22 protein-coding genes and 1 tRNA gene are annotated in these 21,377 nt (G+C 50.6%); 11 read left to right on the top strand and 12 right to left on the bottom strand.

Annotated features, from left to right (window positions below; all coding sequences use genetic code 11):
- The first annotated feature begins 6 nt into the window (after positions 1–6).
- Both B9G79_RS16715 and B9G79_RS16710 read left to right on the top strand, forming a co-directional pair.
- Positions 7–1,803, top strand: a complete 1,797-nt coding sequence (locus tag B9G79_RS16715) for a sensor histidine kinase (protein WP_088566501.1) — start codon at positions 7–9, stop codon at positions 1,801–1,803.
- Positions 1,803–3,188 (top strand): sigma-54-dependent transcriptional regulator, encoded by a 1,386-nt coding sequence (locus B9G79_RS16710; protein ID WP_088566500.1) that lies wholly within the window; start codon positions 1,803–1,805, stop codon positions 3,186–3,188. The genes B9G79_RS16715 and B9G79_RS16710 overlap by 1 nt, the downstream gene beginning before the upstream one ends.
- 9 nt (positions 3,189–3,197) lie before the next feature.
- Here the strand turns inward: B9G79_RS16710 and B9G79_RS16705 are convergent, their stop codons facing one another.
- The 3 genes from B9G79_RS16705 to B9G79_RS16695 are packed head-to-tail and all read right to left on the bottom strand — an operon-like array spanning position 3,198 to position 4,991.
- Positions 3,198–3,545 carry an ArsC/Spx/MgsR family protein gene (locus tag B9G79_RS16705; protein ID WP_088566499.1) on the bottom strand — a complete coding sequence of 116 codons (348 nt, stop codon included), beginning with the start codon at positions 3,543–3,545 and terminating at the stop codon, positions 3,198–3,200.
- Positions 3,546–3,547: 2 nt separating this feature from the next.
- Positions 3,548–4,096, bottom strand: coding sequence for a glutathione peroxidase (locus tag B9G79_RS16700; protein ID WP_088566498.1), 549 nt, complete (start codon positions 4,094–4,096; stop codon positions 3,548–3,550).
- A 37-nt stretch (positions 4,097–4,133) separates the two neighbouring features.
- Complete coding sequence (locus B9G79_RS16695) at positions 4,134–4,991, bottom strand: class I SAM-dependent methyltransferase (protein WP_088566497.1); 858 nt, start codon at positions 4,989–4,991, stop codon at positions 4,134–4,136.
- Positions 4,992–5,140: 149 nt separating this feature from the next.
- Between B9G79_RS16695 and B9G79_RS16690 the strand changes: the two genes are divergently transcribed.
- Genes B9G79_RS16690 through B9G79_RS16680 form a run of 3 tightly spaced genes read left to right on the top strand, consistent with a single transcriptional unit; the run spans position 5,141 to position 7,862 of the window.
- On the top strand, positions 5,141–5,896 hold the full coding sequence (locus tag B9G79_RS16690) for an SDR family NAD(P)-dependent oxidoreductase (protein WP_088566940.1): 756 nt from the start codon (positions 5,141–5,143) through the stop codon (positions 5,894–5,896).
- On the top strand, positions 5,893–7,530 hold the full coding sequence (locus B9G79_RS16685) for a CRTAC1 family protein (protein WP_088566496.1): 1,638 nt from the start codon (positions 5,893–5,895) through the stop codon (positions 7,528–7,530). Before B9G79_RS16690 ends, B9G79_RS16685 begins: the two co-directional genes overlap by 4 nt.
- On the top strand, positions 7,530–7,862 hold the full coding sequence (locus B9G79_RS16680; protein WP_088566495.1) for a nuclear transport factor 2 family protein: 333 nt from the start codon (positions 7,530–7,532) through the stop codon (positions 7,860–7,862). The genes B9G79_RS16685 and B9G79_RS16680 overlap by 1 nt, the downstream gene beginning before the upstream one ends.
- Here B9G79_RS16680 and B9G79_RS16675 read toward each other — a convergent pair.
- From B9G79_RS16675 to B9G79_RS16635, 9 genes are all read right to left on the bottom strand, one after another.
- Entirely contained in the window at positions 7,837–8,232 is a 396-nt protein-coding gene (locus B9G79_RS16675) for a four helix bundle protein (protein ID WP_088566494.1), read from the bottom strand. The genes B9G79_RS16680 and B9G79_RS16675 overlap by 26 nt on opposite strands.
- Positions 8,233–8,434: 202 nt before the next feature.
- Positions 8,435–8,525, bottom strand: a tRNA-Ser gene (locus tag B9G79_RS16670).
- 78 nt (positions 8,526–8,603) lie between these two features.
- Positions 8,604–9,110 (bottom strand): hypothetical protein, encoded by a 507-nt coding sequence (locus tag B9G79_RS16665; RefSeq protein ID WP_088566493.1) that lies wholly within the window; start codon positions 9,108–9,110, stop codon positions 8,604–8,606.
- Positions 9,107–10,216 carry a 3-oxoacyl-[acyl-carrier-protein] synthase III C-terminal domain-containing protein gene (locus tag B9G79_RS16660; protein WP_088566492.1) on the bottom strand — a complete coding sequence of 370 codons (1,110 nt, stop codon included), beginning with the start codon at positions 10,214–10,216 and terminating at the stop codon, positions 9,107–9,109. The genes B9G79_RS16665 and B9G79_RS16660 overlap by 4 nt, the downstream gene beginning before the upstream one ends.
- Before the next feature lie 44 nt (positions 10,217–10,260).
- The gene (locus B9G79_RS16655) at positions 10,261–11,532 is read right to left on the bottom strand and encodes an NAD(P)/FAD-dependent oxidoreductase (RefSeq protein ID WP_088566491.1); all 1,272 of its coding nucleotides are present in this window, start codon (positions 11,530–11,532) and stop codon (positions 10,261–10,263) included.
- Between the two features lie 176 nt (positions 11,533–11,708).
- Positions 11,709–13,049, bottom strand: a complete 1,341-nt coding sequence (locus B9G79_RS16650) for an AmpG family muropeptide MFS transporter (RefSeq protein ID WP_088566490.1) — start codon at positions 13,047–13,049, stop codon at positions 11,709–11,711.
- The gene (locus B9G79_RS16645; protein WP_088566489.1) at positions 13,046–14,689 is read right to left on the bottom strand and encodes a hypothetical protein; all 1,644 of its coding nucleotides are present in this window, start codon (positions 14,687–14,689) and stop codon (positions 13,046–13,048) included. Before B9G79_RS16645 ends, B9G79_RS16650 begins: the two co-directional genes overlap by 4 nt.
- 22 nt (positions 14,690–14,711) lie before the next feature.
- Complete coding sequence (locus B9G79_RS16640; protein ID WP_088566488.1) at positions 14,712–15,167, bottom strand: GNAT family N-acetyltransferase; 456 nt, start codon at positions 15,165–15,167, stop codon at positions 14,712–14,714.
- Positions 15,164–15,697, bottom strand: a complete 534-nt coding sequence (locus B9G79_RS16635) for an HNH endonuclease (RefSeq protein ID WP_088566487.1) — start codon at positions 15,695–15,697, stop codon at positions 15,164–15,166. Before B9G79_RS16635 ends, B9G79_RS16640 begins: the two co-directional genes overlap by 4 nt.
- A 160-nt stretch (positions 15,698–15,857) precedes the next feature.
- Between B9G79_RS16635 and B9G79_RS16630 the strand changes: the two genes are divergently transcribed.
- The 6 genes from B9G79_RS16630 (at position 15,858) to B9G79_RS16605 (ending at position 21,375) form a co-directional block, all read left to right on the top strand.
- Positions 15,858–16,331 carry an FKBP-type peptidyl-prolyl cis-trans isomerase gene (locus B9G79_RS16630; RefSeq protein WP_088566486.1) on the top strand — a complete coding sequence of 158 codons (474 nt, stop codon included), beginning with the start codon at positions 15,858–15,860 and terminating at the stop codon, positions 16,329–16,331.
- A gap of 197 nt (positions 16,332–16,528) precedes the next feature.
- The gene (locus tag B9G79_RS16625; protein ID WP_011162934.1) at positions 16,529–17,014 is read left to right on the top strand and encodes a YajQ family cyclic di-GMP-binding protein; all 486 of its coding nucleotides are present in this window, start codon (positions 16,529–16,531) and stop codon (positions 17,012–17,014) included.
- Positions 17,015–17,141: 127 nt separating this feature from the next.
- Complete coding sequence (locus B9G79_RS16620; RefSeq protein WP_088566485.1) at positions 17,142–17,498, top strand: RNA recognition motif domain-containing protein; 357 nt, start codon at positions 17,142–17,144, stop codon at positions 17,496–17,498.
- A gap of 66 nt (positions 17,499–17,564) precedes the next feature.
- Entirely contained in the window at positions 17,565–18,164 is a 600-nt protein-coding gene (locus B9G79_RS16615; RefSeq protein ID WP_088566484.1) for an arylesterase, read from the top strand.
- Positions 18,161–18,826 (top strand): ABC transporter ATP-binding protein, encoded by a 666-nt coding sequence (locus tag B9G79_RS16610; RefSeq protein ID WP_088566483.1) that lies wholly within the window; start codon positions 18,161–18,163, stop codon positions 18,824–18,826. Before B9G79_RS16615 ends, B9G79_RS16610 begins: the two co-directional genes overlap by 4 nt.
- Positions 18,826–21,375, top strand: coding sequence for an ABC transporter permease (locus tag B9G79_RS16605; protein WP_088566482.1), 2,550 nt, complete (start codon positions 18,826–18,828; stop codon positions 21,373–21,375). Before B9G79_RS16610 ends, B9G79_RS16605 begins: the two co-directional genes overlap by 1 nt.
- Positions 21,376–21,377 lie beyond the last annotated feature (2 nt).

Below are 21,377 nucleotides of genomic sequence, written 5' to 3'. Positions count from 1 at the left end.
TGAAGCATGAGTCGAATTTCCCAAATGAGCTTTTCAAAAAAGATCTTTCTGGCAATCTTTGGGACGGCCGTCTTTTCCGCGTTGACGGTCTGTCTGGTCCTGAACACCGCCCTTTCCAGTCATCGCATCATCGAGTTTGAAGAATCTTATATCGATCACATGAACCTGCTGGCGCAGACGCTGGAAAACCTGGAAGGTTCGCAGGCCCGCATGGTCCTGAACAATCTGCTGGAAGATATGATCCATCACGATGTGGATAACCTGAATGTGGAACTGTTCGGCCCCGATAATGAAAATATGGGGAAGGTGACTCGCCCCGAGTTTCAGCCCACGTTCGATTCCGTGGAAATGCTTTCCAAAGGGGACGGCGCTTACTGGAAAGACGGGCGTATGGTGGTCCTGACATCATTGCAGGATAAAAGCGGCAAAGAGTACCGCATGGTATCCACCATATCGGCAGCGACCATCGAGAAAGAACTGAATCGCATCAAGTACACGTTGTTGGGAACGGCGGCGGCGCTGATTCTGTTTTCTTTGTGGTTGTCCCGCGTTTTGACGACAACCCTGCTGCGCAAGGTGAATGCAATTTATTCCCTGCTGGCAGAAATCACGCAGACTCAGGATTATTCCAAACGTGTGAATGTGGCCGATGAAGAATCCGACCGAAGATCCAGGGACGAACTGGACGGACTGGGACGAAACCTGAATCACATGTTGCAGACTTTGCAGGCCAGTCAGTCCCGCTTGCTGGAAGCTGAACGAGATAAGGCCCGCAGTCAGGTGGCAGCGCAGGTGGCCCACGACATCCGCAGCCCCTTGATGAGCATGAACATGGCGTTAAGCCAGATTGAAAATGCGCCGATGGAACCGCTGGCGATTTTAAAAAGCGCCGTGGCCAGGGTGGCTGGTATCGTGCAGAAGCTATCCGCTTCAATCGCCAAGCCGGATCAGGAAACCGGGGTGGAAGCTCCGAAGCTCACCTTGGTGGAGCCTTTGATCGCCACTGTGGTGAATGAGCACAGTGTGCGTTTGAAGCCGGATCAGCAATTGACCCTTTCGGGTGTTTCACCCTTGCCTGAAATCTGGAGTGTTTTACAGATCAACGAACTTCAGTCCGCTGTTTCAAACCTGATCAATAACGCCTTTGAAGCCGGCGCCACCAAGGTGGATTTGGTTCTGGGTGCTGAAGGCAAGAAGTGGACTTTGCAGATTCGCGATAATGGTAAAGGCATTCCGGCCACAATTCTTGATAAGATTTTTGAGCGCAGTTTCACCTCGGGAAAAACCGGGGGGTCAGGTTTGGGACTATTCCAGGCAAAAACTGCGATCGAATGGACAGGTGGCACGCTGGATGTGGCAACAGTGGAAGGCGAAGGAACGGTCTTTACTTTGAAGGTTCCCAAAGAAAAGAACCCGGCATGGCTGGCTCCGTCCATTGAACTGGCGACGGATCAAGAAATATTCTTTGTGGATGATGATCTGAATGTGCTGAGTGCGTGGCAGGCGAAGGCAGGAGCACTGGGATTGACGGCGGCGGCTTTTTACAGCTCAGTGGATAAGTTCATTGCTGAGGTGCCGTTGGCGTCCCTGTCAGAGTCGGCCCTGCTGATCATTGATCAGAATCTGAATGGCAGCAAAACGGGCCTTGAGATTTTAGAACAGGCCGCGCTCGCAAAAAGAGCGTATCTGTGTACTTCTGAATTTGACGAAAAATGGGTGCAGGACCGCGTTCGTAAGCTGAATGTTCACCTGATACCGAAGCCTTGGATTTCACAATTTGAACTTAAAGTAAGGACTTCCTAATGCGTATTCTGATTGTTGATGACGAAACACTTGTTCGTAAAACCATGCAGTCTCAGATTCCCCCGACACACACCGTGGCCTTGGCGGATTCTTTGGAAGAAGCCGTGGATGTTCTGGATAAACAGATTATCGACCTTGTTTTCACCGATCTGTCGCTGGATGAATCCGCCGAACGTCAGGGGATCGAGTTGATTCAGCATATCTCCAAACACTATCCAAGCACGGTGGTGGTGGCGATGACCGGTCACGACGAATCCCATCTGGTTGAGGCCTGCATGAAAGCCGGAGCGGTTGATTATCTGGTGAAGCCTTTTGATGGCAAAGTGCTGACGCAAGTTCTGCGCAAGGCCCCGGTATTGCACCGTCTGCTTCGTCGTAATCAGACCTTGAAGCATCAGGCGGGATCAAAACTTGTTTCCCATATCAATCTTTACACCAAATCCCCCGCATTCAAGGCAGTGATCGACACGGCCAAGAAAATCCGTGGTTCAGGTCAGTCGGTTTTGATTCGCGGGGAGTCCGGTTCGGGTAAAGAGGTGATGGCGCAGTATTTGTGGAGTCTTGAAAACGACGACTCCCGTCCGTTCATTGCCGTGAACTGCGGGGCGATTCCTTCCCATCTGGCAGAATCAGAGCTGTTCGGCCACAAAAAAGGTGCTTTCACCGGTGCGACAGAGTCCCGCGCAGGGAAGTTTGAAAGTGCCGATGGCGGGGATTTGTTCCTGGATGAGTTGGCTACGCTAAGCCAGGACCTGCAAGTGAAGCTGCTGCGTGCTTTGAGCAGTGGTGATATTTATCCGGTGGGTCAGGACTTTGGCAAAAAAGTAAACTGCCGCACGATTGCCGCCACTAATGAAAACCTGGAAGAAATGATCGCGGATAAGAAATTCCGTGAAGACCTGTTCTTCCGTATTAAAAAGTTCACGATCACTTTGCCACCTCTTCGTCAGCGCAAAGAAGACATCTTGGATCTGGCAAACGAATTCCTGCGTGCGGGTAACTATGGGGATAAATCCTTCAGCAAAAAAGCCGAAGAGCTTTTGCTGACTTATTCCTGGCCGGGGAACATTCGTGAGCTGAAATCTGCGATTGAAGTGGCCTGTGTTTTGGCTGAGGATAGCGAGATCCAGGTGTCCGATCTAACTCCGCACTTGGTGCAATCAGCTCCGGTATATGAAGAAGTTATCAAAAGCTCTTCTGTAGCAGAAATTGACGAAGCCGCCCTTGAAGGCCGCTACAGCCATGTGGTGTCGGAATTTGAGCTGAAGCTGATTGATTTTGCGCTGAAGAAAAAAGGCTCTGAATCGGCAGCGGCGAGATACTTGGGTATTCCCCGCAGTACACTGGGTGATATCCGCCGTCGTTTGGCGGGAATCAAGAAGTAGGCGAGGGGCCTACTTCCTTCCTAGAAGTTCCCGGATCTTTTCAAAAGGGCGTCCGATGGCAGCGGCTTTACTGCCGATCAGGACCGGGCGTTCCATCAGCTTGGGTGTTTTCACCAGATGCTGAATCACTTCGTCCATATTATTCACATCAAAAGGCGCTTCGGTGAAAAGCGCTTCTTTCGTGCGTACCAAGCTCGACACCGGGGTGTCGAGCTTTTGGATCAGGGAACGCAGTTCGCTTTCATTCAGGGGGTTTTCAAGGTACTTGCGCACCTCAAGTCCTTCGACAGAACGAAGCGCTTCGATCGCCTCGCGGCTTTTACTGCAACCGGGATTGTGAAGCAGAACCCAGGTCATGACTAGCGAGCCAGCTCTGCTTCAATCGCTTTTACGATTGTTGGATCTTCCGGAGTCATGTCGGGAGCAAAACGCGCCACCACGTTGCCGGATTTGCCGATCAGGAATTTTTCAAAGTTCCACATGATGTCAGAGGGACCGCCGGAAAGAAGGCCGTGCTCTTCCAGAACAGACTTCAATGTGCCGCCCGGAACTTGTTGCGCTGCTGGCTGCAGGGACGTCAGTTGCTGGTACAACGGATGTTGTCCTTCGCCCTTAACCACCATTTTTGCAAACACCGGAAATTTCACACCGAATTGAGTGCGGCAGAATTCCTGAATCTGTTCGTTGGAGCCAGGTTCTTGAGCGCCGAATTCGTTCGCCGGGAAAGCCAGAACACGCAGTCCTTGGGACTCGTATTTCTCGTGAACCTTTTCAAGACCCTCGTACTGCGGAGTCAATCCGCATTCGGAAGCCACGTTCACAACCAGAAGAACTTTTCCGCTATAGTCGGCCAAAGTCGCTTTTTTACCATCTGCTGTACTGAATTCGATTTGATGAAGAGTGCTCATAAGAATCCTTTCTCTGTTACCCGGGCTTATAACTCAATTAGGTGCTGGCGACTAGGAATTCTTCCCCTGTGGAAGGCTCCAGTCCGTCGGTACGGCCCTTAAAGTACTTTTCAATGATCTGTGTCCGTGACACATGTTTGGCGTTCGGGAAGCCTGCCTGCAGGGCCAGAGCGGTCATTTCTTCGGGACGGAAGAAACTGATGAAAGGCGTTCCGGCGGCTTTGGCTTTTTCATAGACCATCTGGTGACCGGGGCGCTCTTCTGGATCAATTAAATCCAGTGGCACCATGTAAGTCATTGCTAATGTTGATCCTTTTGCAAACTTAGTGACCTCTTTAAGGGTTTCTATGTTGGCCTCCAAGGTCAGGTACATAGTCACGCCGGTAGAGGCAATTACCGCAGGCTTGTTTGGATTGAAGCCGTGCTGAATCAGTTTTTCTCTCCAGGATTCGCCAGCTTCAAAGTCGACGGGGACAAACTGCAGATGGCCGATGGTGTCCAGACGGGTTTCGTTCAGGCGCTTCTTTTTCCAGGCTTGGGTTTCGGGTTGGTCGATTTCAAAAATGCGGACTTTGGAAGCCACTTCCGGATGGCGCTGGGCAAAGGTGTCAAGGCCCGCGCCCAGAATCACATACTGATCCACACCTTTTTGAATTTGCTCTAAAACCAGATCCTCCAGAAATCTTGCCCGACCTACAATAGAGGCGCGATAGCCTTTTGTTCCCACTGGATGCATGTCGCCGCGTTTTTGCCAGCCTTCTTCCGGGGCGATCAGCTTCAATCCCACATCATCTTTGAAGACCGGTGGATAAGCATCCAGTTGCAGATGAATGGCGCGCCACAAGGCCACGCGAACGGCGGTGTGATCAGGGATGGTTTTTGGTGCGTTGTTCATGATGAATCTCCTGCGCCAAGATTACCATGGGAAATTGCTCCACCCATAGTCCAGCTATCTTCAAAGTGGGACGCATTTTGTGTTTCGAATTCTGGACCTGCAGTCCGGTCGCCCTTGCTGAACTTCAGACGGGAATCCATAATTATATTATGGATTTATTTATTATTACCGGCGGTTCCAAGGGACTGGGGGAGCAGGTTTGTCTGCAGGCTCTTGAAAAAGGGCATCAGGTCATCAACCTTTCACGCTCTCGTCCGAACATCAGGTCTTCGCAGTTTAAACACATCACGGCGGATTTCAGCCTGGGTCTTAAGACGATTCAAAAAGTTGAATCGGTTCTTGAGAATGTGGATCTTTCGCCTTTTAAAAAAGTTCACCTGATTAACAATGCCGCCCTGATTAATCCCGTGGGGTCGTTGGTGGATCTGGATCCGGCCGAGATGAACACCCATCTGGTGACGAATCTGATCTCTCCGCTGTTGCTTTCGCAGGTGTGCGCACGTCTGACGACGGAAGAGAAAAAACCGCTGACGATCTTTAATATCGGATCAGGGGCCTCGTTCCGCCCGATTGCGGGCTGGTCGATGTATTGTTCGTCCAAGGCAGGTCTTAAGATGTTTACCGAAAACACGGACTTGGATTTACAGACAGCCAAGAATAAGAAAATCAAAATTTACCACTTCAGTCCCGGAGTTCTGGACACCCAGATGCAGCAGACCATTCGTGGTCTGAAGAAGAAGGACTTTCCGGATGTCGCGAATTTCAAAAAGTTGAAATCAGATCACCAGTTGCGTGATCCGGCAGACGTGGCTTCGTTGGTCGTCAGATTCTGTTTGTCTTCGCAAGCGTTCAAAAGTCAGTCGTGTCTGCTATCTGTTCAGGATTTAGAAGGGTCTTTGAAATGAATCGTGCTTTTTTCTGTGCCGCAGTGATTGTTGGATGTTTTGTTGTCGGCTTTAAAGTTTCTTCTCCGGAAGGTTCTTTTCAGGCTGGAAGGGAAGACCTCAGTTCTACAGCCTCCCAGTTTCAGGATGTGACCGAATTGTCGGGAATTCCCAAAGTTCATTCCGGGACTATCGTCTTCGGAGATTATGATGGTGACGGTTGGGTGGATATGCTGGCGGCGGGAAGGCTTTTCCGCAATGTCAGTAACGAAAGGAACATCCGTTTTACCGAGGTGACTGACTCGGTGGGGATTCAGGATTTAAAAGGGGCCCCGCTCTTTGTGGACATCGACAATAACGGGCTGCTGGATATTCTGACCACCAAAGGACAGGCGTTTGTGCAGGTGTCTTTGGGTCGCTTTGTGGAGTCCTCGGCAGCCCTTAAGTTTGCCGTGCCAGATCATGCCCACGATCTGGCGATTGTCGATGTTAATAAAGACGGCCTGATGGATGTCCTGGTTGGTTTTGCCGAACCAAAATTCGGCGACCCTTTGTTGCCACCCAAAATGTATCTGAATATCAAAGGGCGATATTTTCAGGATGCAACACCTTCGGTGTTCACGCAGAATCCCAACTATCTGCGTGGGATAGCCGTTGCTGACTATGACAATAACGGGCAGACCGATGCGTATTTTTCTAACTATCGTTTGCGACCGAATAATTTTTATACTTTGAATCCCACGATCATGGTGGATAAGGCGCCACTGCTGAATGTGCAGGGTGATCACGATCCCAAGAAGTTCTATGACAGCACCCGCAAGGCGTATTATGGGCCTCAGTACGGACATACCATTGCTTCGATCTGGGTGGATCTGGATAATGACGGCAATCTGGATTTGTGGGTTTCCAATCTGGTGCACAAGTTTGTGGGTATGACCCCGAAAGGCACTTTCGATCAGCGCGGCTATCTGTGTGATGATTCCAAAATCTATCGCAATACCGGTCATCCGTTGTACCGGTTGATTGACGTCAGGGCGCAATCCGGTATTCCTTATCGCCCTATCGGTGATTTCTCGAAATACAAAGGCGATGAGTTGTGGGCGCAGACCACGGCCGCGGACTTTGATAATGACGGCCTGCTCGATGTTTACATCAGTCAGGTTTATGATTTGGCGTACTCGTACTCGGTGCTTTACAAAAATCTTGGCAAATTCAAGTTTCAGGAAGTCAGTGCTCTTCACGGAACTCGCGTCTTTGACAGTTATGCGGCGGCTTGGGCGGATCTGAATAACGACGGTAAGATGGATCTGGTTCAGTCAGGCAGAGCGAAGAACAAGGAAGCTCCGGCCATTCGCGTTTTGCAAAACGTGATGGGGGATGGAAGCAACTATCTGCGGGTGCAGATCAAGGGAACTCGTTCCGGGACTCAGGCAGTGGCGGCCCAGGTGCGAGTCTATCATTCTGATGGGGTTTTCTTGCGCCAGGTGGATGGTGTGACGGGGACGATGAATCAGCAGAATGATCCGACTTTGCATTTTGGTTTGGGTCCGGTGAAGAATATTTCCAAGGTGGAGGTTCGTTGGCCTTCAGGAAAAGTTCAGGTCCTTGATAATGTTTCAGTGAACAGCACTTTGAAGATTGAGGAGCCTCGCTAATGACAACCGAACAACGAGTCGCTTTGGTTCAAGGGCAGCTAGAGGCTTACAACGCTCGGGACATTGAAAAGTTTTGTTCGTTCTATCATGCCGACGTCATGGCGTACCGGCTGGGGCAGGATGTTCCGTTCATGGTGGGGATGGAGGCTTTTCGCAAAAGTTATGGCGAGAAGTTTAAGAACACGCCGGATCTGCACTGCACTTTGAAAAGCCGGATTGTTTTGAATGGAAAGGTGCTGGATGAGGAGTCCGTGGTTCCCAGTGGGTCGCATGTGGTTGCCATCTATGACTTTAAGGATGGGTTGATTAAGGATATTTGGTTTGTGTATTGAGCCGGGAGAGAGATTGGCTGCGCCCATCCTGGGCTTGTGCAAGCTTCGTTAGCATCCTTCCTATAACCTCCAAGTCTGATCGGAGACTGTCCTTCTCTTGTCCAGAAATGGCATTTTTGAGAGATAGAATTTCGATCGCCGGGATACACTCAAAGGCAGATCCCCGTGCAATCCAAAAGAATTGGCGTTTGTCGCCTTTGTGCCAACGACCGTTACCTTCCGCGATATTCAACGGAATGGAGATCGCAGCACGTGATAATTGATCCGCCAAAGTTCGAGTCACACCTTCACGCTTTAAAATGTCGTCGATTACCAAGTTGAATTTAATTGCGCGCTGATAAACTTCCAGATTTTCAAAAGAGAATTTCATGAAATTTACGGAAGCAATTTCCGTAGCGAAGCAAAGACATTTGAAGTTTCAAGAAGCCTTATTAAGATCCGTTCCCCGGCCGAACTCTAATTTCCAATCTCCAATTTCCAGCCATTTTTACGCACGTGAAAACTAGCTCGCCTATCGGCGTCGCAAGGAAATTAGAAATTGGAAGATTAGATGATTTTTGCTGGCGCAAAAATGGCGGAGAGAGAGAGATTCGAACTCTCGGTAGGCTTGTGACCTACACACGCGTTCCAGGCGTGCGCCTTCAACCACTCGGCCACCTCTCCGCAAACAGGAACGTAAAGAGAAGCCAAAGTATCATAGCGCAACGCGGCAATGCAAGGACTTGTACCAAAAAATTGGGCCTATTCTCCGAAGTATTCGTACAGTTCTTCCTGCCGAACCCGGGCGTAGTGGGCCTTTTGCTTGGCTTTGCGGGCTTGAGCCTCCACGAAATTCCAATAGACCACCTGATAGACGAAAAAGACGAAGATTCCTCCGGCAACAGCCAGGAACAGGGGGCGGTTGTCCTCCCATTCGGCCATCCCGGTGAACAGCACCAGCGGATGCATCAGGAAGAGAATCGCATGCAGCCACATTTCTTCGGCTGAACAAAACTTGCGGTGAACCCATTCGTCCTTGGTCACCAGCACACAGGAAAAGCCCGCCATAATATAATAAATAACTTCGGTGGTAGGGGTCCGGTTAACAAAGGCCAGGAACAACAAACACGCAATCACTGACATGGTGTCGATCGGGTGGCCGATACGTTCCCACCGTGGCAGTCCGCGACGGCGATGAAACACGAACTCATCAAATAAAATAGCAGCCCCTTGAATTCCTGACACAACCAAAAATGCACTGACTGTCATAACTTCTCCATCAAACTTCCGCACACTGTAAGACCGGGACCGAAAGCATAACTGATGATGGGGGTTCCGGAAGGCACGCTGTCGTCGCGAAGTATCTGCTCCCACAGGTGCGGAAGTGTTGCCGACGACATGTTCCCGCGCTGGCGCAGCAAGGCCCGGCTGTGGGCCACTTGAGACTGATCCAGCTCCAGGTGCTTCACAACCTGATCGATGATTTTGGGTCCGCCCGGGTGAACGGCGAACAAGCCGTTTTTAACCACGTGGGCAAGATCGTATCCGCGCTCTTTCAACCATCGTGTGGTGAAATCACGAATCTTATCGCCCACCATCATCGGCACATCTTTGGACAGGCTCATTTTCATGCCCCAGTCCGAAACCATCCACTCCATGGCGGCGGTGGTGTTGGGGATCAGTTCTTCATATAACGACAGAACCTTGAACCCCTTCTGAGGTTGCTGAGTCGACATCGAATAAGCGATACATCCATCGGCGAACAAACTTTGAATCACCATTTGTTCCAGCGTCGGATCTTCCGGATTCAGATGCAGACTGCAAAGTTCAGTGTGTACCAGATCCACGGTCAGCTTTTTGCCAAGAATATTTTCATTCGCCAAAAAACCCGAGGCCATGCGCAAAGCCGGGAAGGCGCCGTAGCAACCCATGTGATAAGAGTGAGTCACCGTCACCGGTTTGGGCGACTTCACCGCCGTCATCTGCGCCGCACTTGGCGAGATATATCCCGTGCAACTGACGTGAATCAGATCATCGGGAAACGCGCGCTCTGAATAGATGCGCTCAAAAAGTTCTTTCACGGTTTTGTGATAGTACTCGTGGCGCATGTGCATGCTGACGCCGTGGGAATTGGCCTTGACGGGATAAATCGGCTTGTCGTCCCAGTTCGAGCGTTCGACGTCGGGAATGAAAAAGTACCTTTTTTCAATCTGCGTTTCCGGGCAGCCCACCCTTTGCAGCATCTTCAGGTAGTCCTCTTGCGAGTATCCCTGATTCTTCTGTGCCAGCTTGTGGGCTTCGGAAAGCCATTCAAGGCATTCCTTCTGGTTTTTCTGATATGGAGGCTGAATGGAGTGGAAGTTTTGTAAGTACATGCCTTGAGGCTAAGGACAGCCTCAAGACTTGAATAGATCCAGTGTTACGAAACAGGCGGCTTAGGTTTGGAGCGCCATTCCTTATCGACAATCAACCGGGCTCCACGTTTGAATGTGAAGTAGGCATAGGCCCACTGCCAGATAACGAAGACTTTGTTCTTAAAACCAATCAGATAGTAGACGTGGATGAATAACCACAAAATCCATGCGAAGAATCCGCTGAATTTCAGATTACTGATTTGTGCAATTGCTTTGCGCCGGCCAATTGTCGCCATTTGGCCCTTGTCGAGATACTTAAAATCAAGTCGGGGTTTTCCGTCAATTTCGCGCAGAATCTGATTCGCAGCATGGGTCCCTTGTTGCATAGCCACCGAAGCAAGTCCAGGCAGGGCTTGGCCGTTTTCGGTCAGGTAACAAGCTTGATCGCCCAAAACAAACACTTCCGGGTGTTCTTTCAAGCTTAAATCCTTCTCGATAATCACTCGGCCCGCGCGATCCAGTGGCACACCCATTGTTTTGTTGATGCTGGAGGGCTGAACACCCGCGGCCCACAGGATGGTGGCGGCTTTAATCACTTCGTCACCCAACACCACGGAATCGGATTTCACATCCGTGACTCGTGTGTTGGTCCAAATCTGCACACCGAGATCTTCCAGATCGGCGGCGGCTTTGCGGGAAAGATCCGGATGGAAGGCCGCAAGAATTCGTGGGCCCGCTTCAATTAAAATCACACGCGTGCGGGACGGATCGATGTGGCGGAAGTCCTTCGTCAAAGTGTGACGGCTGATTTCACCAATGGTGCCGGCAAGCTCCACCCCTGTAGGGCCTGCACCCACAATCACGAAGGTCAGTTGTTGCTTTTGTTTATCCGGATCGGTTTCTTTTTCGGCTCTTTCAAAGGCCATCAAAAGACGGCGGCGAATTTCGGTTGCTTGTTCCAGAGTTTTTAATCCCGGGGCATTTTCCTCCCACTCGGGATGCGCAAAGTAACTGTGTTTGGCTCCGCAGGCCAGAATCAGATAGTCGTATTCAATGCTGCGATCCTGCACTTGAATTTTTTTATTCTGCAGATCAACGCTTTCAAGATTGTCCATGAAGACTGAGACATTTTTGTATTTGGAAAGTATTCCGCGAATGGGTCCGGAAATTTCTGCTGGGGAAAGTCCCGCTGTAGCTACCTGATAAAGCAATGGCTGGAACAGATGATAGTTGCGACGATCAATAAGAGTGACGGAAACATCTTCATTGTTTCCGAAAGCGCGCGCGGCTTTCAGCCCCGCAAAACCACCACCGACGATGACGACTTTTTTTGGCATATGAACCTCTGAGAGCACTCTAGCATTTTGCTTTATCAGAAAGAATAAGAATCATGCAGATAGAGGCTGCATAATAGATCGGTGTCAGAAGTATTGCTGAAAATGCAACACTGTTGTTTTTTTGTTTGCGCAATTTCAGATAGCAAAAACTAAAAGAGGCCCGTTGGGGCCTCTTTCTAGTTGGTACTGGATTTTAGTTTTGTGTTACTGCGAACCAGCAGGATGCATAACAGCAGTGCTGGAACCCCGATCAGCGCCGTTCCCAGGAAGAAGAGTGCATAGGATTCCATCAGAGCATGGGTTTCGCTAAGTTTCTGAACCGCAAGTCCCGAGAAGCCTTTCAGCACCTTTCCTAACAACGCATAGAAGGAGCTGAGCAGGGCATACTGCGTGGCCGTGTACCCCAGCGTTGTCAGGCTGGACATATAACCAACCAGCGCAGTTCCTGCAAAGCCCGTAGCAAAGTTATCCACGATCATGGCACCTGTAAACACTTCAGTGCTTGGCCCCATCATCGCCAAAACCGAGAAGCCAAGGTTGGAAGCCGGACCAATCACCGCACCAATAAGCAACGTCGAGATAAAGCCAAAACGCACGGCGGTCAGGCCGGCCGCAGCCACGCCCACTACCGAGGCGATCAAGCCGACGGACCCGCGAACAGCGCCCACAGTTTCTTTGCTCAGTCCCAGATCTGCATAGAACGGATTTGCCATCGGACCCATGACAAAGTCAGACAGGCGATACAGGCACACTGCCGCCAGAATCAATAAAGCGCGCTGACCGTGCTGTTTGAAGAAAGAGATAAACGGACCAGCAACGGCATCGAACAAACCTCGCGCAGACCACAAAGACACAGCACCAGCCACATTCGCCGGTCCGTGCTTGGGTTCTGCGGCAAACAATGTCGCAATCACACCCACGGCCATCAGAGCGCCCATGGCAGAATAAGAAACCGACCAGCCAATCGCACCGGCCAGAATCAGAATCAAGGCATCTGTCACCAGCAAAGAGGCGCGGTAACCCAGTTGATACGATGACGACAGCAAGGCCATGTCTTCGCTGGCATCAGAAACTTCAATCCTCCACGCATCGACCACGATGTCCTGGGTGGCGGAAGCAAAGGCCGCTATCGCCGCCAACAGCGTGAACAAGGCCAGGCCCCCTTCGGGTTTGACGTACGCCATGCCAAACAGACAGATCCCCACCAGAATTTGCGAGATGATCATCCAGCCGCGACGGCGTCCCAGCCAAGCCCCGAAAATCGGTGCATTCATTTTATCAATCAAGGGTGCCCAGACAAACTTCAGCGAGTACGCAAGGCCCACCCAGGAAAGAAACCCGATGGTCGCCAGCGCAATGCCGCTTTCACGCAGCCAGTACCCCAGCGTGTTTCCGACCAGCATAAACGGCAGGCCTGAGGAAAAGCCCAGGGCCAGCATAATAGAAACTTTGGGACGAGCCAGGGACTTGATAGTGTCCATCCAGCTAAGGCGGCGAGATTTTTTTGCAGTCGTCATCGGTGCGCGGTCTTTCCAAGTTGCTTTCGCATCTTCCACAGAAGATGGCTGATGTAAGGACGGCGGGTTTCGCCGGTGGTTACCATCAATAGTTTTGTGATCTTCAAATTCACCGCATCGGTGTAAAGAAGAATCAACATTTCATAAATGAAGTTCGTGTTCAATGTCACGTGGTTGTCGGTGCCAACGCCCAGTTGCACGCCTTTTTTCTCCCACCACGAAAACGGATGGTCCTTGTAGTCTTCAAACTTGCCGGTCAGCTTGTTGTTTGAGGACGGCAGGGACACCAGGGTCACGCCTTTTTGAATCATGCGATTTAAAACGTCGTGCTGATAGTGCTCAACTTCGCGGGCAGTGTGGAACTTGGCTTTTACAAACAAAATGTCCTCTTCCGCCGTGATCTTGGTCCCTTTCAGGATTTTATCCAGGACGTGACGGTTGAAGCCCCAATCCAGCTCGGTCAGTTCGCGATACAACGGATCTTTTTCAGAAATCGGCAGGCCTTGCTGGTTTTTGGCCAGAATGTCCTGATAAATCCGGTGGAAGTATTTGTTTGGGTTGATACCCAGACTGATCCCGTGTTCCAGGGTGTCGATGTGCCAGATGTTCATGGCATTGTCGACGGCCTGGATGCCCTTTTTCAGAGTGTGCCAGGTTTCACCATGGTGCGAACGGATTTTAAAGCCACGGTACTGAAGTTTGCGGAAGCCGGCCTGCATTTCGTTGAAATGCTCTTTACGGTAAAGTTCGCGCTCATCACCCACGGTGTCGACATCTCGCAAATGACGCTCCAGGAACGGATACTTGTCGATCATGTCGACCAGTTCGTTGATCTGTTCCATGAAGTGTTCCTGGCGGTTTTTGAACTTTTCAGAATCAAAGTGGTTGGCTTCTTTTCTGAAAGACGGCGACAGGATGAAATCAAAGTTCGGATGTTTTTCCTGGAAGGCACGGAAACCGTCATAAAGGCCCAGCACCACGTCTTCCGAGGTCACGTTGTCGATGCCCGGAATCTGTTCGGAGGAGCTTGCCGTCGAACGGGACAGCGAGAATTTCAAACGTACACGGCCGACGTTGAATTTATAGTACAGCTCTTCGGCCATGGAATAGGCCGCTTCCTTGTGAACTTCGCGATTGATGAAGATCAATTTTGGAAGATACAGAATTTTCAGATAGCGCGAAAAGCCTTCATTTTCCTGCAGGCGGATCAGACGGTCGACATCTTCAACCGAACGAATAGGCAGGGCTTTGTCGCCATAGACTTCTTTGATCTTTTGTTCATAGATGTCTTTGTCGGGGCCTTCCAGCAGTTTTTTCAGTCTGGGATAGATGAATTCTGCGGTGATCGCGCCGGTCAGGTGAATGTGTTCTTCGTTGTATTTCAGCGGGAAGTTTTTGAAGAACTCAAACAAGGCGGCGGACACCGGGTGCTTTAGCAGCGATGAAATCGTCACTTGATTGATCTGAAAACGATTCAGTAAATCACGGAACTCGACCACCAGGCCGTAGGCATCCAGATTCTCTGTTTTAAGTTTTGAAGACAAAAGCAGATCAACAGTGTCAGAAAGTGAGATCCCGTTGGTTTCGCTGATGATGGTGGTCAGTGCTGAGGTCAGCTGATTGTGAACATCCTTATTCACCGATTCCTCCTAAGAGAAAAGGTTAACGGGGAATAAGATGCTTGTACATGGTTTTATGGGGCCCGATATCCTTGATATCAAACAGCGGACCATAGAATGAAAATCCAAGTCTTTCATAGAATGAAAAAGCCTTGATGCGCGCATTGAACCACACAAGGTCGCAACGGCGGCTTTTTAGTTCTTCAACACCAAAACGCACAAGCTTTTGTCCCAGGCCCTGGCCGCGATAGCTGTCATCGGTGGCCATGCCACGCAGGCGATACGGATGGCCGGCAGCAAATGCAGGGTGTGATTCCTGGATGAAAGTCGCGACCGAGACAAGTTTTCCGGAAATAAACAGGCCGAAGTGCAACGTGGTCGGAAGGTCGTCTCCCGGATTCACGCATTCTTCGGCGCGCAGGTGAGGCTTAAGAACTCTTTGACGGATGGGAAGAGTGTCGGTGGTTGAGATGGTTTTAAATTCGTACTCTGTCGTCATCCAGTATTTAGCCTTAGATAGGGCGACCAGTCGGGAGGCACATGATCCTCGCCGATCTCCAGTTGCAGTGTCGGCAACCATGATGGAGCACGGGGCTCGCTCAGTAAAGGCATATTGGCAGTGCGGGGCGTTCGATTCGCTTTTCTTTGATTGCAGTCCCGGCAGGCGGCGACAACGTTGGTCCAGTTTTTCGGACCGTTATGTGAGGCGGGGACAACGTGATCAAGAGTGAGTAACTTGGCGGCGAGTTTGGTGCCGCAGTACTGGCAGGTGTAATTATCGCGGATATAAACGTTTTCCCGGCAGAATCGGACGGCTCCGGCAGTCCGGGGTCGAACATAAGTCTTCAGCCGCAAAACACTGGGCAGCTGAAACCTTCGTTGTACCGACCGGGCAAACGCAGAGTGATATTCCAATATCTCCACTTTTCCCTGAAACCACAATACCAAGGCCTTTTGCCAACCTACGATCTGCATCGGCTCGTAGCTGGAGTTAAGCAACAAGGACCTCAGCGAGGACATGTGCATCATGCTTTCCCCCCTCAGGCGCGATCCTAAATATGATTATATCTAGCTCTGCGTCTCAATTTCAAGTGTCTCGTTAAATATTCAAAAGAACTGGGTCTTTTCGGTTGCCTGAATAGGGCCAAAATGGGATACCGACGTTTTAAGCGCTACAGGAGGCATATTTATGAAAAGAGTCTTGGCATTTAACTACGTTCTTAAAGGACCTGACGGCACTGTATTGGACGCTTCCGAGCGCAACCAACCACTTCCTTTCCTTGAAGGTGCTGGCCAAATCATTCCGAAATTGGAAGAAGAAATCAAAGACCTGCAAGAGGGCGATAAAAAAACTGTGAAGCTGGCGGCGAAAGACGCTTACGGCGAAGTTAAAGAAAACATGTTCATGGATGTTCCTAAAGCTGAGCTTGCACACCTTCCACAATTGGAAGTGGGTGCTCACCTGCGTTTGGAGCTGGGCCAAGGCGCTCACATCGTTCGTGTGACAAAAATCACTGACGAAGCAGTCACCCTGGATGGCAATCACCCATTGGCTGGTCAGGATCTTGAGTTTGCAATCGAGATGGTTTTGATTCGTGAGGCGACGGCGGAAGAAGTTCTGCATGGACACCCGCACGGCCTACACGGCAACAGTGGCCACTAGTCGGCCGATGAAAAGGGCCCGCTCGACTGCGTTGTCGGCCCTTTTCCTTCTCTTCGGCGTACTTTGAGTACGCCTTCGTTTCGTAAAAGGGCCTCCGCCTTGCGATCGGGCCCTTTTGATCAGCCTCATTGTGGTTCTTGGAATTGGCTGATTGGTTTTTTTAAATTTCCTTTTTTATTTTTTTGGAGATAGTTGCGATGCCTTCGTTTGATATTGTTTCTGAGATTGATGTTCAGGAAGTGGACAACGCCGTAAATCAGGCGCGTAAAGAGATTGAAGCTCGTTACGATTTCAAAGGCAGCAAGGCTGAGCTTCAATGGGATAAAAAAGAAATGGTCCTTCTGGCGGAGGATGATTACAAAATTGGGGCGATGGCCGGGATTCTGCAAACCAAATTGCATCGTCGTGGGATTGATATCAAAGCGATTAAATTCGAAAAGATCGAAGAGGCTGGTGGCAGAATGCTTCGCCAGAAGGTCACTTTGGTACAGGGAATTGACCGCGAGATCGCCAAGGATATCATTAAATTGATTAAGGATTCCAAGCTGAAAGTGCAGCCTCAGGTTGCAGATGATAAATTGAAAGTGACGTCAAAAAGTATTGATGAGCTTCAAGAATGCATCAGTCTGGTGCGTGGTGGAAACTTCCCTCTTCCCTTACAATTTAATAATATGCGCGCTTAAAATTGGGCTTGCACGTTTTTTGGGCTATGCTAGCGTTAATGCTAGTTAAGTCCCCGTGTGAGTGTACTCGATTTCATCTTGTTCGAAGGCTTCCTCGGGTAATATGGCCCAACCATAGGAGGTCTTTGTGGCTAAGAAACTTTATGTAGGCAACCTGCCTTATTCTGTAGATGATGAGGCACTTCACCAACACTTCGCACAGTTCGGTGCGGTAGATTCAGCAAAAGTGATCATGGACAGAGAAACTGGTCGCTCTAAAGGCTTCGGCTTTGTAGAGATGTCCGATGATTCTGCTGCTGATCAAGCTATCGAAAGAGGCAACGGTATTGAATTGGGCGGTCGTCCGATCAATATCTCTGAGGCTCGTCCTCAGGCTCCTCGCGAAGGCGGTCCACGTCGTGGCGGCTTCGGTGGTGGTCGCGGCGGTGGCGGCGGCGAAAGACGCGGTGGCTTCGGCGGCGGTGGTCGCGGTGGTCCTCGCTAAGCAGCCCATACTTTGACGAAGCTGGACTTGTCATTGTCTTAAAAACTAAGGTCTCATAGGAACCCTATGAGACCTTTTTTATTTTTCCTCATTCTTCTTTGCAGTTCTCTTTCCTTTGCACAAAAAAAACTGGTCGTTCTGGGTGATTCGCTCACCGAAGGATATGGCGTTGCCAAAGACGCGGCCTTCCCGGCGGTTCTTGAAAAGAAACTTCATGAGGCCGGCAAAAAAGAATGGACCATCATCAATGCCGGGGTCAGTGGTTCCACCACCGCCTCGGGGTTGAGTCGCATGAAGTGGGTGTTCAAGTCAAAACCCGATGTGGTGCTTCTGGCTTTGGGGGCGAATGATGGTTTGCGCGGTCTGAAAGTCGAAGACAGCGAAAAGCATCTGGCTCAGTCCATCGAATATGCGCAGTCACAAAAGGTGAAAGTGATCCTGGGTGGTCTGTACATGCCCCCGAATTACGGCAAAGACTACACCGACAAATTCAAAAAAATGTACGAGTCACTGGCCAAGAAATACAAACTGACTTTCATTCCCTTCATTCTGGACAAGGTGGCGGGAAATCCAAAATACAATCTGGCCGATGGGATTCATCCCAACGAAGAAGGTCACAAGATAATCGCAGACAATGTGTTTTCAGTTCTAAAGGGGGCGTTGTGAGTTTGATCCTGAAAGATGTTAGAAAAGGTTTCCTGCAAGGGGAGTCCGAGATTCAGGTGCTGAAAGGCCTTAACGTCACCATCCAGCCGGGACAGGTTGTTTCCGTCGTGGGTCAGTCTGGCAGTGGCAAGTCCACTTTGCTTTCAATTCTTGCGGGGCTGGAGCGCGCTGACAGCGGCGAGATTCTGGTCGACAATATCAATCTGACCCCGATGAGCGAACAGCAAATGACTTTGTTCCGCGCCCAGAACATCGCCGTCGTGTTTCAACAGTACCATCTGATTGCCCATTTGACGGCAGTGGAAAACGTGATGCTGGCGCTGGAAATTCTGAAAATGGAAAATCCCAAAGCCCGTGCTGAAGAAGCACTAAAAGAACTGGGCCTGGGGCATCGTCTGAATCACTTCCCAAGTCAGTTGAGCGGGGGCGAGTGTCAGCGTGTGGCGATTGCGCGGGCCTTGGTGGTGAAGCCCAAAATTCTTCTGGCTGATGAACCCAGTGGAAACCTGGACATCCATACAGGTGATAAAGTCATGGATGTGTTTTTTGATGTGGTTCGCAAACACAAGATCACCACGCTGCTTGTCACTCACAGTGAAGCTTTGGCGAAAAAATGTGAACGTACCTTGCGCCTTGAAGAAGGCCAGTTGAAGGAAGCCTAATGATTTTCCGACTTGCTTGCCGGGAGCTTCTGCGTAGCTGGCGCTTTGGGCTCTTTTTCATATTCAATCTAAGTCTTGGGCTGACGGGCTTCGTGTCCCTGCAGGCCTTTAATGTGGCGCTGGAAACTGAAATTCAGGCCAATGCCAAATCCATTCTTTCCGCGGATCTGGCCGTGGCGGCACGCCGCGAGCTGACCGAGGACGAAGCCAGGAAAATGCGGGAACTGGTTCCCGCCGGGGCCACCGAAGGCAAGATCTATGAATTCTTTGCGATGTTAAGTTCGTCCAAGGGTTCAAGACTGGTTTTGGTCAAAGCCGTGGATCAGGCCTATCCGTTTTATGGGGAGCTTGATCTTGAATCCGGCCGCCAGATCACCGCAGGCAGTGACAACAAAGATATTCTTTCAGCGCCCAAAGCGTGGATTTATCCCGAGCTGAAGTCCCAACTGGGACTGGATGTTGGGGATGAGATTCAACTGGGTCAACTGAAGCTTAATATTTCTGATGTTGTAAAAAAAGACGCGACCCAAACTTTCCGAATGGCCAGTCTGGCGCCAAGAGTTTTTGTGAACCGCGAACTCTTGCCGCAGTCAGGTCTTTTGCAGTACGGAAGCACGTTCTCGCTGGCGCACTTGTTTAAGCTGCCAGAAACCACGGATCACAAGCTGGTGCGAGATCAGCTTTATAATGTTTTGACCGATCCGCAGATTAATGTCGAAACCCCTGAAACGGCGGGTGAAGATTCCGGCCGTCAACTGGGTTATTTGTCTGACTATCTGGGCCTGGTGGCGATCGTAGCGCTGTTTATGTCGGCGCTGGGAGCGGCCTACATCTATCGTCTGTTCCTGTCGACCCGCATGAAAGAAATCGCCATTTTGCGCACGCTGGGTCTGCAAAGTGGCGAGGCGGTGAGTGTTTATATTCTGCAGGCCTCCATGCTGGGGCTGTTGGCGACCATTCCGACGATGCTGTTCAGTCTGCTGGTGTTGCCTTTGCTCAGTAAACTGCTGGCGAACTTCACGCCGTTTGATCTAAGTCCCACGGTGACGCCGGAAGCGTTCTTGATTTGTCTTTTGATGGCGGTGTTTGGCAGCTTCGTGGTCAGTATCCCGTTCCTGATGAAGATCTTTGATCTGCGTGCGGCGAAACTGTTCAGTGAAGAAAAGTTTGCGGTGGGCGAAGGACAGCGTCGCTATTGGACATTCCTGCCTTGTGTGGCTTTGTTCTATGCCCTTTCAGTGTACCAGGCTCATTCCTGGAAAATCGGCAGTCTGTTTGTCGGATCAATGGTCGCCGTGGTGCTGGCGCTGCTTTTGATCGGTTATGGGACAGTTAAAATGGCTGGCTGGATACGGGGCTTGAACCGCTGGTTCCTGAAATTCAGCTTCTTAAGTCTGTCCCGCCGGGCGGGGGCGAGCCTTGCGATCTTTGTGGCGCTGGGCTTGGGGGCTTTGCTGATCAATATCCTGCCGCAGTTGAAAAACTCATTGCAGGCGGAATTCCAAATGGATGCCAACAGCAAGATCCCGTCTCTGTTTATGTTCGATATTCAGGATGAACAATGGACGGGTCTGGAAAAGATTCTGGCGGACCGTGAAGTGAAACCTTTGGGCCGATCTCCGCTGGTGCGCGCGCGCATCTTGAAGGTGAACGATCAGGACTATGAAAGAAAGCTCGAAACCCAAGGGTTTAAAACCCGGGAAGAAGAGCGTGAAGCCCGTTTCCGCAACCGGGGGATGAACCTGTCTTTCCGTGAAGGGCTTTCTGATTCCGAAATCATGATTGATGGCCGGCCGTTCTCGGGTCCCTTTGATCCGGAAAAACAAAAGCGCGCCGAACTCTCGGTGGAAACCCGCTTTGCAGATCGCATGGGCTTTAAGATTGGTGATGTGCTGGTCTTTGATGTGCAGGGTGTGGAAGTGGAAGGCGAAATCATCAACCTGCGCAAGGTGAAGTGGACAAGCTTCCAGCCGAATTTCTTTATTCTGGTGCAAAACGGCGTCTTGAACGAGGCCCCGAAAAGCTGGATTGCGGCGATTCCGTTCCTGCCGGATCAGCAAAGATCTGAATTGCAAAACGCCATTGCCAAAGAATTTTCCAACGTGTCTGTGATTGATGTTGTGCGCACGGTGGATGATGTCCTAAGGACCGCCGAAAAAATGAGCTGGTCCCTGGAGCTGATGGCGGGTCTGGCGCTTTTGACCGGATACATCGTGTTGTTCTCGATTGTGCGCAGTCAGATCAAGCTGCGCCGTTGGGAGCTGAACATGTTAAAAATCCTCGGTGCCAGTTGGGGGGAAGTCGCCAGCTTCATTCTGACGGAATTTGCTTTCCTGGCATTTATCGCATCGTTCTTCGGGGCGGCCCTCAGCGTGGTGGTGAGCTTTGCTCTGAATACGTTCATCTTTGAAAGTGATTTCAAGTTCTCGCTGGTACAGCCGCTGCTGTCGGTGGTGATTATCACCGTTTTAAGTCTGGTGATTTCACTGCTGGCCAGTCTGGATATCGTCCGGGAAAGTGCTTTAAGCATCCTGCGCGAAGAAAAATAGAC

The sequence above is a fragment of the Bdellovibrio bacteriovorus genome (genome assembly GCF_002208115.1).
Classification (GTDB): Bacteria; Bdellovibrionota; Bdellovibrionia; order Bdellovibrionales; family Bdellovibrionaceae; genus Bdellovibrio; species Bdellovibrio bacteriovorus_C.
Note: the sequence above shows the minus strand (reverse complement) of the source record. Positions and strands in the feature narration are given on the sequence as shown.

Bases quoted from the DNA above. Each gene is read 5' to 3' on its own strand.
- B9G79_RS16715 (WP_088566501.1), top strand. From the start codon at position 7: ATGAGTCGAATTTCCCAAATGAGCTTTTCAAAAAAGATCTTTCTGGCA.
- B9G79_RS16710 (WP_088566500.1), top strand. From the start codon at position 1,803: ATGCGTATTCTGATTGTTGATGACGAAACACTTGTTCGTAAAACCATG.
- B9G79_RS16705 (WP_088566499.1), bottom strand. From the start codon at position 3,545: ATGACCTGGGTTCTGCTTCACAATCCCGGTTGCAGTAAAAGCCGCGAG.
- B9G79_RS16700 (WP_088566498.1), bottom strand. From the start codon at position 4,096: ATGAGCACTCTTCATCAAATCGAATTCAGTACAGCAGATGGTAAAAAA.
- B9G79_RS16695 (WP_088566497.1), bottom strand. From the start codon at position 4,991: ATGAACAACGCACCAAAAACCATCCCTGATCACACCGCCGTTCGCGTG.
- B9G79_RS16690 (WP_088566940.1), top strand. From the start codon at position 5,141: ATGGATTTATTTATTATTACCGGCGGTTCCAAGGGACTGGGGGAGCAG.
- B9G79_RS16685 (WP_088566496.1), top strand. From the start codon at position 5,893: ATGAATCGTGCTTTTTTCTGTGCCGCAGTGATTGTTGGATGTTTTGTT.
- B9G79_RS16680 (WP_088566495.1), top strand. From the start codon at position 7,530: ATGACAACCGAACAACGAGTCGCTTTGGTTCAAGGGCAGCTAGAGGCT.
- B9G79_RS16675 (WP_088566494.1), bottom strand. From the start codon at position 8,232: ATGAAATTCTCTTTTGAAAATCTGGAAGTTTATCAGCGCGCAATTAAA.
- B9G79_RS16665 (WP_088566493.1), bottom strand. From the start codon at position 9,110: ATGACAGTCAGTGCATTTTTGGTTGTGTCAGGAATTCAAGGGGCTGCT.
- B9G79_RS16660 (WP_088566492.1), bottom strand. From the start codon at position 10,216: ATGTACTTACAAAACTTCCACTCCATTCAGCCTCCATATCAGAAAAAC.
- B9G79_RS16655 (WP_088566491.1), bottom strand. From the start codon at position 11,532: ATGCCAAAAAAAGTCGTCATCGTCGGTGGTGGTTTTGCGGGGCTGAAA.
- B9G79_RS16650 (WP_088566490.1), bottom strand. From the start codon at position 13,049: ATGACGACTGCAAAAAAATCTCGCCGCCTTAGCTGGATGGACACTATC.
- B9G79_RS16640 (WP_088566488.1), bottom strand. From the start codon at position 15,167: ATGACGACAGAGTACGAATTTAAAACCATCTCAACCACCGACACTCTT.
- B9G79_RS16635 (WP_088566487.1), bottom strand. From the start codon at position 15,697: ATGATGCACATGTCCTCGCTGAGGTCCTTGTTGCTTAACTCCAGCTAC.
- B9G79_RS16630 (WP_088566486.1), top strand. From the start codon at position 15,858: ATGAAAAGAGTCTTGGCATTTAACTACGTTCTTAAAGGACCTGACGGC.
- B9G79_RS16625 (WP_011162934.1), top strand. From the start codon at position 16,529: ATGCCTTCGTTTGATATTGTTTCTGAGATTGATGTTCAGGAAGTGGAC.
- B9G79_RS16615 (WP_088566484.1), top strand. From the start codon at position 17,565: ATGAGACCTTTTTTATTTTTCCTCATTCTTCTTTGCAGTTCTCTTTCC.
- B9G79_RS16605 (WP_088566482.1), top strand. From the start codon at position 18,826: ATGATTTTCCGACTTGCTTGCCGGGAGCTTCTGCGTAGCTGGCGCTTT.